The 11,778-nt window shown below is 34.4% G+C and carries 10 protein-coding genes; 4 read left to right on the top strand and 6 right to left on the bottom strand.

The genetic code is table 11. The features are described from left to right. Positions 1 to 384 precede the first annotated feature (384 nt). Positions 385 to 1,533 carry a PilT/PilU family type 4a pilus ATPase gene (locus MT390_RS11575; protein WP_499441256.1) on the bottom strand — a complete coding sequence of 383 codons (1,149 nt, stop codon included), beginning with the start codon at positions 1,531 to 1,533 and terminating at the stop codon, positions 385 to 387. 565 nt (positions 1,534 to 2,098) lie between these two features. Between MT390_RS11575 and MT390_RS11570 the strand changes: the two genes are divergently transcribed. The 4 genes from MT390_RS11570 (at position 2,099) to MT390_RS11555 (ending at position 6,717) form a co-directional block, all read left to right on the top strand. Then, a complete protein-coding gene (locus MT390_RS11570) occupies positions 2,099 to 2,368 on the top strand; it encodes a DUF4212 domain-containing protein (protein ID WP_499441255.1) in 270 nt (89 codons plus the stop codon). 15 nt (positions 2,369 to 2,383) lie between these two features. Continuing rightward, positions 2,384 to 4,102 (top strand): sodium:solute symporter family protein, encoded by a 1,719-nt coding sequence (locus tag MT390_RS11565; RefSeq protein ID WP_499441254.1) that lies wholly within the window; start codon positions 2,384 to 2,386, stop codon positions 4,100 to 4,102. A gap of 84 nt (positions 4,103 to 4,186) precedes the next feature. Next, positions 4,187 to 6,031 (top strand): DUF294 nucleotidyltransferase-like domain-containing protein, encoded by a 1,845-nt coding sequence (locus tag MT390_RS11560; RefSeq protein WP_499441252.1) that lies wholly within the window; start codon positions 4,187 to 4,189, stop codon positions 6,029 to 6,031. Continuing rightward, positions 6,031 to 6,717: an exonuclease domain-containing protein gene (locus tag MT390_RS11555; protein WP_499441251.1), complete on the top strand. Its 687-nt coding sequence runs from the start codon at positions 6,031 to 6,033 to the stop codon at positions 6,715 to 6,717. Before MT390_RS11560 ends, MT390_RS11555 begins: the two co-directional genes overlap by 1 nt. Positions 6,718 to 6,855: 138 nt before the next feature. Here the strand turns inward: MT390_RS11555 and MT390_RS11550 are convergent, their stop codons facing one another. The 5 genes from MT390_RS11550 to MT390_RS11530 all read right to left on the bottom strand — a co-directional run bounded on the left by MT390_RS11550 (position 6,856) and on the right by MT390_RS11530 (position 11,422). Further along, positions 6,856 to 8,481: a sulfatase-like hydrolase/transferase gene (locus MT390_RS11550; protein WP_499441249.1), complete on the bottom strand. Its 1,626-nt coding sequence runs from the start codon at positions 8,479 to 8,481 to the stop codon at positions 6,856 to 6,858. 397 nt (positions 8,482 to 8,878) lie between these two features. Beyond that, positions 8,879 to 9,577, bottom strand: coding sequence for an acyltransferase family protein (locus tag MT390_RS11545; RefSeq protein WP_499441248.1), 699 nt, complete (start codon positions 9,575 to 9,577; stop codon positions 8,879 to 8,881). A 512-nt stretch (positions 9,578 to 10,089) separates the two neighbouring features. After that, positions 10,090 to 10,353, bottom strand: coding sequence for a hypothetical protein (locus MT390_RS11540; protein WP_499441246.1), 264 nt, complete (start codon positions 10,351 to 10,353; stop codon positions 10,090 to 10,092). A gap of 11 nt (positions 10,354 to 10,364) precedes the next feature. After that, complete coding sequence (locus MT390_RS11535; protein ID WP_499441244.1) at positions 10,365 to 10,577, bottom strand: hypothetical protein; 213 nt, start codon at positions 10,575 to 10,577, stop codon at positions 10,365 to 10,367. Between the two features lie 8 nt (positions 10,578 to 10,585). Further along, positions 10,586 to 11,422, bottom strand: a complete 837-nt coding sequence (locus MT390_RS11530) for an IS1634 family transposase (RefSeq protein WP_499441261.1) — start codon at positions 11,420 to 11,422, stop codon at positions 10,586 to 10,588. Between the last annotated feature and the right edge of the window lie 356 nt (positions 11,423 to 11,778).

Raw genomic sequence — 11,778 nt, 5'->3', positions numbered from 1 at the left:
AAATCTGATCATAAATTAAATTCTTTTGGTATAAACGTTTACTTCCAGATAAATTCTAATAATTAATTCTTAAACAAAAAATCCCATAGAAAATTAAACTATTATTACTCTAATGAGTAATAGCTCAGTTGTTTGACTCTTTATTAGGCTCCTCATTTATAAGAATGCGGTATATCTCGCCAGAGTTCATGTATTCAAACTCCATCCGCTCCGGCAACAGTGTATAAAAGTTACTTTTCGATGGTTTTAAAGTCTTGGATTCAATAAATGAGTGAAGTTAGTGGTTAGTTAGGGAATACCCATGAAAAAAGCGCCGAAGCGCTTAATGGGAATAATAGGCAGATTCAACTATCTTGGATTCAAATCATAAATGTATGCGTCTATTTACGAAAAGCTAAGTTCATCATCGCTCTTTGGCTCAAGTGTTAAACCGCTACTTTTTTTACTACTTCCTTCTTCTAAATCTGCAATGTTGCCTTTATCAAGTTTAAATTTAAGTGCTAGATTAGTTGGCGAGTCTGAATTTTTTATCGCTTCCTCTTCGCTAATGCGCCCTTCTTTCACTAAATCAAATAATGCACTATCAAATGTTTGCATACCAAGCGACTTCGATTTTTCCATTACTTCCTTTAATAACTCAAATTGACCACGTTTAATCATATCGCGAATGGTTAATGTGCCCATCATGACTTCCACTGCCGCACAACGCTTTCCATCTACAGTTTGAATCAGACGCTGTGAAACAAAAGCTTTTAAGTTATTACCTAAATCATTTAATAATTGAATACGTCGATCTTCAGAGAAAAAGTTAATAATACGGTCGATTGCTTGATTGGCATTATTAGCATGCAATGTTGAAATAACTAAATGTCCAGTTTCAGCAAAGGATAATGCATGCTCCATGGTTTCTTTATCACGAATTTCTCCAATTAAAATAACATCCGGCGCTTGGCGTAAGGTATTTTTTAATGCAGCATGAAAACTTCGCGTATCAACACCTACTTCTCTTTGATTAATAATACTTTTTTTATGCCGATGCACAAATTCAACGGGATCTTCAATAGTGATAATATGGCCAGATGAGTTTTCGTTTCGATGATCGATTAACGCCGCTAAAGATGTTGATTTACCCGACCCAGTCCCACCTACAAATAAAGCTAAACCACGCTTCATCATAATCACTTCTTTAAGTACTGCAGGTAGTCGTAAATCATCGAACTTGGGGATATCTAATTTAATATTACGCGCGACGATAGAAATTTCATTGCGTTGTTTAAATATATTAATACGAAAACGACCAACACCACTTAATGAGATAGCAAGATTCATCTCTAATGTTTGTTCAAATTCAGCTTTTTGCTCTCCATCCATTATTTGATATGCGATGTCACTCACTTCACCTGGTTTTAAAGTAGTCTCTATCAGAGGTATTAATTTCCCTTCAAATTTTCCAGAAGGTGGCGCCCCAGTAGCTAAGTAAAGGTCTGAACCATCCCTAGTTGCAAGTTCGTGTAACATTTTTTCAAATTCCATAACTTCTCTACTAACCTGTTAATTTTAAATTGCATTGATTATAGTCTTGAATTACATTTTTTTATTTATTTACTCATTATTCTGCTTATTTTATTACACCAAAATAGCATTTACGTGTATCCACATCTGCAGTATTTATAATCCACTCAATATAAGCCTAAAAAGCAAACTTAGATGTGAATTAAATGTTGATTAAAATGCATAAAAATTCATTTTTCAATTTTTTATCTTTTCTATAAAGCAATTTATCTTCATAAAGTCATACTAAATACTTATCTTCACTATGTGAACTTTAATCACAAAAACAATACTATAGATTCCTTATGTGACGAACTGCTCAATTTTCATTCGATAAAATATGATCTAGCTCTTTGTCTCGGCGTACTAAAATAGTGAATTTAACATACTATTAACGCACGCTTATTTGATAAGGAAATTATTTTTTAAGTCGTTAGATAAGAGCTAGAAAGTGAATGCTTATTTTTTGTTTGATTAATGTTTAAATTAAACACAAAAAACCTGTTTTCGCTTTTAAATCTCTTCTTCGTTAAGACCATTAAGGAGAATGACAGTGAGTTTTGAAGACGCAGAAAAAGCAAAGGGATATTGGAATGAAAATCTAAAACTAGTGATTAAATTATTGGCTATTTGGGCTTTTGTCTCATTTGGTTGCGGCGTATTACTCGTTGATATATTAAATCAATTCAGTTTTATGGGCTTTAAATTAGGATTTTGGTTCGCTCAACAAGGTTCAATTTATGTCTTTTTAATACTGATTTTTGTATATGTAAAAAAATCAAACGCACTTGACAAAAAATATGGTGTTGACGAATAACAGGGAGTAGTAAAAATGGATGTTCAAACATTAACCTATTTAGTGGTTGGAGTTACATTTGCCATGTACATTGGCATTGCAATTAAAACACGAGCGGGTTCAACAAAAGAGTTCTATGTAGCAGGCGGTGGTGTACCACCTATTTTAAACGGTATGGCAACAGCAGCGGACTGGATGTCAGCCGCTTCATTTATATCACTAGCGGGTATTGTTTCTTTCGTTGGTTATGACGGTAGTGTTTACATTATGGGTTGGACAGGTGGTTATGTACTGCTTGCTCTGTTGATGGTTCCTTACCTTCGTAAATTTGGTAAATTCACCGTGCCAGACTTCATTGGTGACCGTTACTATTCACAATCTGCACGTACCGTGGCGGTTGTCTGTGCCATCTTCATCAGCTTTACTTATATTGCTGGTCAAATGCGTGGTGTAGGTGTTGTATTTTCTCGCTTCCTAGAAGTAGAAGTTGATACCGGCGTTTATATCGGTATGTGTGTAGTATTTTTCTATGCTGTTTTAGGCGGTATGAAAGGGATCACTTACACTCAAGTAGCACAATACTGTGTAATGATTTTTGCTTTCATGGTACCTGCTGTTTTCCTTTCAATCATGATGACAGGTCATATCTTCCCTCAATTAGGATTCGGTGCAGAATTATTGGATGCAACGGGTAATAGTTCAGGTGTTTATTTAATGGATAAACTGGATGGACTTTCTACAGAGTTAGGGTTCTCATTATATACCCAAGGCTCTAAAGACATGATTGATGTGCTATTTATTACTGGTGCATTAATGTTTGGTACTGCGGGTTTACCACACGTAATCGTACGCTTTTTCACCGTACCAAGAGTGAAGGATGCGCGTAGCTCTGCTGGTTGGACATTATTGTTCATTGCCATTATGTACACGACTATCCCTGCACTTGCTTCATTTTCCCGAGTAAACATGATCCAGTCTATTAATGGTCCAGAAAGCCAAGGTGTACCTCATGCCGAAGCTCCTATGTGGATTGAGAACTGGGAAAAAACAGGTTTAATCAAATGGGAAGATAAGAACAATGACGGCAGAATGTTCTATTCAAATACTGAAACAAATGAAATGAATGTTGACCGTGACATCATCGTACTAGCAACACCAGAGATGGCAAATTTACCTGCATGGGTTATTGCATTGATGGCTGCAGGTGGTCTAGCTGCTGCACTATCTACATCAGCAGGTCTATTGTTAGTTATTTCAACTTCTGTTTCTCATGATTTACTGAAAAAGAACTTAATGCCCAATATATCCGATAAAAAGGAGTTAATGTATGCGCGAATGGCATCCGGTGCCGGCATCATCATGGCGGGTTACTTTGGTATTAATCCACCAGGATTTGTAGCCGCCGTGGTCGCCATAGCCTTTGGTCTGGCCGCTTCCTCTTTATTCCCAGCTATTACTATGGGCATTTTCTCTAGAAAAATGAATAAGGAAGGTGCTATCGCAGGTATGCTTGCAGGTTTATCATTTACAACGGCTTACATTGTTTATTTTAAATTTGTAAACCCAGCTGCAAATATGTCCGAAAACTGGTTGTTTGGTGTATCGCCAGAAGGCATTGGCATGTTAGGTATGGTGATCAACTTTGCAGTCGCTATTATAGTCTGCAAAATGACTGCGCCAACACCTCAAGCAGTAGTCGATATGGTTGAATCAATTCGTTTCCCTAAAGGAGCAGGCGAAGCACACGATCATTAAAATAATCTCTAATTTAAAAGCGCTTCGGCGCTTTTTTTAGATCTTTTAATCTCAAATATTCCCACAACTTATAGCTAGGTGCTTATGGATAACAGTGAGTTACAACCCATTTTTGATTTCATGCGCAGATTAGCTCCTTTTGATTCTTTACATGAACAAACTATAAAACAATGTTGTCAGGAATTAACTATTTCCTACTACAGCAAACAACAAAAGTTAGTCAACGTAGATAGTAATGAGCCACAATTATATATTGTACGCAGTGGTGCATTTGAAGTGACCACTCAACAAGGAGAGCTTATTGATAGAGTCGCGGAAGGCGAATATTTTGGTTTTAGCGGCATGCTTTCGGGTGAAAAAGTTGTCAACCAAGTGCATATTTTAGAAGATGCGCTGGTTTATCACCTTTCAGCTAAAATGTTTGATCAATTACGTGCAAATAGCCATTCCTTCGACCGTTTCTTTAATCAAGCCTTTGCCAAACGATTACGTAACCAAGGATCGTTACAAACCAACCATATCAGTACTGCCCGAATCACTCATATCATGTCCAGAGATCTCACCACCATCACTGCCGATGCCACCATTCATGAAGCTGCACAGTTAATGTCTAAGAAACGTCTCTCCTCTCTTGTTGTTGTTAACCAAGATAAATTATGTGGTATCTTAACGGATCGCGACTTACGTAATCGTGTTTTGGCAAAAGGGCTAGGCGGTGAGCTATTGGTTGAACAAATCATGACCAAAGAACCAACTGTTATCGAACCAAATGCACTGATCTTTGAAGCGATGTTAAAAATGAGTGAAAATAATATTCATCATTTACCGGTGGTCGACCAAGAAAGACCAATCGCGATCATTACTAGTACAGATTTAATCCGTAGTCAAAGCTCTCAGCCATTATTATTAATTGGTCAAATAGAACGTCAAAATAGCTTAGAAGCACTGATACAAGTTAGCCAGAAGATACCAGACCTATTACATAACCTGATTAGTAGCGATGCTAAAGCCATTGAAATAGGCCGTATTCTTACCTCTGTTACCGACTCACTAACACGTCGTTTAATAGTATTAAAACAAGAACAACTTGGCCCTGCTCCAATGGCGTTCTGTTGGCTAGCATTTGGCTCACAGGGTCGCCAAGACCAAATGGCAGGGTCAGACCAAGATAGTGCATTGATTTTAGAGAAAACGCCTTCTGAACAAGACAAATGTTATTTTAAACAACTTTCTGAATTTGTTTGTAGTGCTTTGAATGAGTGTGGTTTTCCATTTTGTCCCGGTAATATCATGGCGCAGAATCCACAGTGGCAATTAACACTACAACAGTGGCAACAACAATTTTCAAAATGGGTCAATACCCCTCAGCCCAGTGCGTTATTAAACGCGACTATCTTCTTTGATATGCGCGGTATTTATGGAGATTTAAGTTTATTCACAACCCTACAAACTACAGTATTAAACAAGACCAAAGGAAACGACATATTTCTTGCAGCGCTAAGTCAAAATGCACTGCAATCAACAGCGCCATTAGGATTTTTCAGAAGCTTTGTAATTGAACGAGATGGTAGCGAAGTAAAAGGAATAGATTTAAAGCATAAAGGTAATGCTTTAATCAATGATATCGTTAGAACCTACGCACTAGCAGCAGGTATAGAAGAAGTAAATACTAGCAAACGTTTAGAAAGTTTAATCGAAAAATCTAAAATAGATAAAGAAGTTGCGATGAATTTGTTGGATGCTTGGGAGTTTATTGCCCATAAACGTCTTACCAATCAAGGACAACAATTTAATAATACCCAACCTGTTTCTAACTATATTTTACCCGATAGTCTGTCTTCATTAGTTCGCCATCAATTAAAGGATGCTTTTAAAGTGATTCATGAAGCACAAGGCACAATTAGGTTAAAATTCTTAAGGCAATTTTAATGTTTCAACGATGGTGGTTACAGTATCAATTAAAACGCTTGGTTAAAAATAGCAAGCTGAATGCCCTACAAGATCATTATCAATATTTATTAAGCCAACTAGATAGTCCTATTTCAGACATTAAACTATTAGCGTTAGATATTGAAATGACAGGCTTAGACAGCAAAAAAGATCAAATGGTGAGTATCGGAGTGATCCCTATCATCAATGCCAAGATACAGCCTAAACTTGCACAATATAAGCTCATTAAAATACAAGGAACCGTAGGACAAAGTGCAGTTATTCATGGTGTTTTAGATAGGCATCTGACCAATGCGCTACCCTTACAAGAGGTGCTGCAATGGTTGTTTGAGCAGTGCCAAGACAAAGTCATCGTTGCTCATTATGCTAGCCTAGATTTACAGTTTTTACAGCAATCATTAGTAGGTGCGGAAAAACAATCTTTTGCACTATTTGCCATTGATACCTTACTGATAGATAAAAAAAGAGAACTACGTAAACATCAATCTTTAAACACCAGTAGCTTGCGTTTAAATGCCTGTAGAGAGCGCTATAATTTGCCTATCTATAACGCACATAATGCATTAACGGATGCTTTAGCTTGTGCTGAATTATTACTAGCCCAATTAAGTAAGATGGGTGGCATAGATAAAGTCACGCTGCAGCAGTTACTAAACAAGCATTAAGGGTGTTATGGTTGAATTAGCCTAGCACTTCAATAAAGAATTATAATCACATCATTGAGGTGAATATGACTAAACTAAGTATTCTGCTCTAATTTTACTGGACACCTAGACTCGTCTTCTTTTTGAGTACCGATTATTTTATAACTCTCGTAAAGAGCTGCCTTGATAAATATACGCTTCTTGATTTATGTTTTTGTTATATATACTCAGAGCTTTATCAATTTCATTGGCAGTAATTTCTGTCCAGTCAGAGAATGTATTAACGAAATCTCTCATATAATATTTTTTCTTAACCAACCTCCCCTTATTTTTGTTTGTTGAATTAATAAATATTAAAGGTATGTTTATTGCATTTTTTGAAAATAACTTACCAACTCCATGAACCTTATACGGGCTATAATCAACATCAGTTAACCCATGATCAGAAAAATAAATTATTTTGTAATTATTTTTTGTACTTTTCATGATGGTGTTTACTTTGTTTATATATAACTCGATATTGTAAATATTATCTTTAAAACAGGATCTTTCATCATCAGGATTATAGTTTTTAATGTGTAACTCGTAATACTCACTTCTTCTACAAAATGAAGGGTGTGAACCGATGGTGTGAAGAAATATTAACTTTCCAGTATTACTATCACTTACGGTTTCTTTTAAATCAACTAATAGCTTATTATCGCTTTCTGATTTAGAAAAATCGCCTTTATTGTGAAAGATAGTATGCTGACTTCTTTTTGCTAAGTTAGTTACTGGGGTATCATATTCCCCCATAAAACCTTGGTTAGAGAACCAATATGTATCTAATCCGCCAATATTGGCTAAATCTATAAGGTTAAGGTTTTTATTTATATGACCAACTTTATTTTTACTTAATAGTCGAGTTATTGATTCTCTTGTGTTTGTGGCAGGAGATATAGCATCGGATATAAATTCCCACCCAATGTATTGATCTAATTTACTATTGGGTTGATAGTATGAAAATGCTTTTCTTGGCGATGATTCACCAATAATAATTATATAATTATATTTCTTACTATTTTTACTACTTCTAATATTCGTCCACTCAGGAATTATTTGTTCGTTTTCAATTTCCTTGAAGACATAAACACGCTTAATGCTGAGTAAAAGTTGGATATTGTTATCTTTTCTAATTACGTTACGAACAAGTCCTTTTATATTTAACCCTTCTGTATATTGACCTTTTACATCGTGCTCCCCCATTAATTCCCCCTTATCCTTTAGGATAAAATAACTATCTATCATAAGAGGAATGCAAAGAATAAATAAAGTAAAAATAGAAAATAGGTTAAATTTTTTATTATTAACGCATCTGCACCTATTTAATAAATAAAAATATGGGACAACAAAATATAGTTGTAAAGGTATATGCATATTTTTGAGGTAATCAACAGATTCTGTTGGAGTGGAGTCTATAACGGATGCAATGACACTAAAATCATAGTTACCAAAAATAATTAGAATGTAGCTATTTATGAGCCATAAAATTGAAAAAAATATTGCAATAAATGAATGATATTTTTTTAAGTTACTAGTTATTATTACTATGATTAACGTCGCTATAAGGCTAGGAGTAATTACATTAATAATAACGTGAATAAAAGTAGTGTCATATATGTTTTTTTCATAGTCTAGTCTATAAAAATAAGGGATTACATTTAAAAGGAAAATGATGAGAAAGGATAGAAGATGGTATTTTCTATCAGAAAAAAATATTTTAGTTTTTTTTAAAATAAAGGTCATAGTTTAGATCTTAAGAAAAAATCAAATTTGTTAGAGAGTTTCAATAAAATAACTGAATAAAAAGCAGCGATTGTCAAAAATATTAAACATAATAGAATGGTTATTAATTCATTGTTCATTTCATGAGCCATCTTTTCCCAAGGGATTCTTAAAAAGCCATTGACCAAAAATAATGGCATTGAAATTGAGCCAAAGAACATACATGTTTTATAACAAAAATGACATCTTTTAATTTTTTTTAATAAAAAAGTGAAAATAAAAATTAATATAATACAAAAAAAGAAATGGCTAAATATAAAAGCATATTTATTAAAATTGCCTACTATATATATTACGATTGAAAGAAAAAAAAGCCAACTAGGTAAATTTATTGCTTTATCTTGGGCTAAATAAATCCCTAAGCATAAACTGGCATATGACCAATAATTGTGAAAAACACACTAATATCATGATACAAATAACCATTATTTAATAAAGAGATCGCGATACAAATCAAACTTATAAATATTAGAAATACGTTACCAAATCGATTATACATGCTTAACATCAGTGGAAAAATCAAATAAAATTGAAAAATAAAGGATAAAAACCACCACGGTCCGACTAATGAAAAACCTTCTTCTGGATAGAAATTATATAATAAAGATAATTTAAAAATAAAAGCCTTCGAAATAGGAATAAACCATTCATAAAACCCCATACCATTAAAAATAACATTGACAGTAAACATGAAAAAAAAGTATGAGAGCATTGCAAGCAAAAACATCGGATATATTTTATATATACGGTCTATTACAAAATTTACATATAATAATTTATTTTTATTTTTAGAATATTTTTTCATTAAGCCATAAGCACTTAAAAGGATAAACATTTGGACACCAAAATGACCAAAGTAACTAAAGAGTGCACGAATAATTCCTGCTGGTTCTGTTAATAAGATATCAAATAAGTGATTCATTTTTCCCAATGTAAGATCCATTTCATTTTCACTAGGAGTAGGAAATCTATGCATGAAATTATGAATAACGATCATTAATATTGCTAATCCTTTAATTAGATTAGTTTCTAATTTAGTAATACCATTCCAAATCATATATTTCCCTTTTTTATTACTATAAATTTAACATTAATAGGAAAAAAACTGTATCAATCAGGCGATCATTCCAAAGCAATTATAATAGGGTGTAATAGTTTTGAACTACCAACAAAGAGGTTTGATTTTTAATAGGCATTATCACCTACAGATTTTAGAATTGGATTGGCAAATATGTGTAACTGTAAAGCCAAGTTGTTTCTATATAATAATAAATGATCATTAAAAGACATACTACTAACCACTTATAGTCAAAATTTACAGAAATAGCAAAAATAATAGTAAGGACTGATATTCCGCACCTGTTTTAAGAATACATTTGCCTATAATTTTCGCCTAAGCAGTCAATGATCATTTGTTATCGTTCCTTCCAATTAACTACCATTGAAGCCTGATCTTCAAGATAAATGACGGTCACTCCACGGAAGCATTGGAACACCCAGCGAGCAGTGGGGTTTTGATAAAGTTTTTTCTTTTGATCTGGGAAATAGAGTGCCTTTTCTTTTAAATTTTTACGTATCTAATGAGGCATAAGCCATCAAGCAGGAGGTCATCACCATTAATATGGCTTCTATTCGCTCTGGTTTTTTGATGAAGATTGAGTTTGTTAAAAAATCAGGGCTTTTTAAAAACCTAAATCCTTTTTCAACTGATTGCTGATCTTTGTAAGTAGTGAGCATTTTTTCCATGGTCATACTGCTATCAAAATCATTCGTTGCAATAATAAAAAAGCCTAACGACTTCATTGCATTTTCTCTTCTTTCAATAGGTGTCAATAAATGGCCTGTTATTTGGTACTCATACGAACAGGTGCTTGGTCTTTTTTTGGTTGACCTTTCTTCCCATATATAGGCACCGCATTTATCTCACTAATGACATCGCTATAAACTTGTTTTGTTCGCCATAATTCGACAGCTTGTTGTGCATCGACATCACAGGCAAACCGTTGCTGGCACAGTGTTTTAAATGTTTTTCGTTCGGCATCGGCTTTTTTTAACATGCGTTTGGTTAAACTATGGGTTTCACTTTTCTAGCTTGTTCACTATGAACTAACAGCCTTTTTTGCGCGACATCCCCATAACTGGATTGATGCCATACCCCTGAATAGCCATTACCAATCTCTTCAAAGTTAAGCAATTTCGCTTGGTTGATTAACCCTTTAGTTTCGCTTAACTTTTGTGGGACACGAGTAATAAGCAGTTGATTTAATTCGCTAAGTTCAATGATGGTTTCTTTCACATATAAAGCAGCATCCGCGACTAAATAACGACAGGACTGTGCCGCTTTTAAGCTGGCTATGTTGGATTTTACAATGGCTTTAAAGCCTTCCATATCATTAATGTTGCCACTGGCAGGCTTCATATAAACCGGGATCCCTGATTGGTTTTCACAAATGAGGTTAAGAACGACTTGGTTTAGATCTGGACGATGATCTCGTGAATAGCCTTTGGTAACATGAATAGGATGAATGTCATCTTCAGCATCCGATAATTTTTCTACGCCGTCATAATGGAAGCTTGTCGAGTCAAGATGGACCGAGTGACAGGGTAAGTCTAAGTAATTAATAACGGCTTCGCCTATATTTTGATACAGGGGAGAAACGCCGTAGCCATAAAGCGCGTCGAGACAACGTCCTAAAGCATCATCATTGATATGCTCAGGTTTAATACCTGGGGCAATAAGGCGGTCTAATGGTTTATCAGAAAAGTACTCACTATACATATGCAGTGTTCTGCCAGTGAATCCTAACCCATTAATCATCATTGCCACAAACAAGTGGCCAAAGCTGACTTGACGATACTCAGATGTACCTAGCGCTTGGTCGATAATATTGGCTAGATTGATCTCTTTGCAAAATCCTGCTAATAATCCATGGTGCTCGAGCGATTTAGTATAGTTCGTACTATATACCTTTCAAAAGGGAGTAATAGATCAAAAAAGTAGGATCTAGCTCAATCATTTTTTCACTACCGCATCACTCTGCGATTAAAATCACTTTTTAAAGGTGAAATTTAATCGTTATTAAGTGCGGAATAACAGATTTATTGCTCTTACAGAGTTGGTATTATATGTTAGATATTTTTTAATAAAGATAAGTTATTGAGTCTGCAACTTTAGAAATTATTAAAAAGTATTAATGGTTGGAAAGTATGAAGGGTTGGAAAAGGTAATTAAAGAAAATAGTTAAGCAGCAATAAAAA

The organism is Vibrio sp. 2-Bac 85, assembly GCF_037546705.1.
Lineage (GTDB): Bacteria > Pseudomonadota > Gammaproteobacteria > Enterobacterales > Psychromonadaceae > Psychromonas.
Note: the sequence above shows the minus strand (reverse complement) of the source record. Positions and strands in the feature narration are given on the sequence as shown.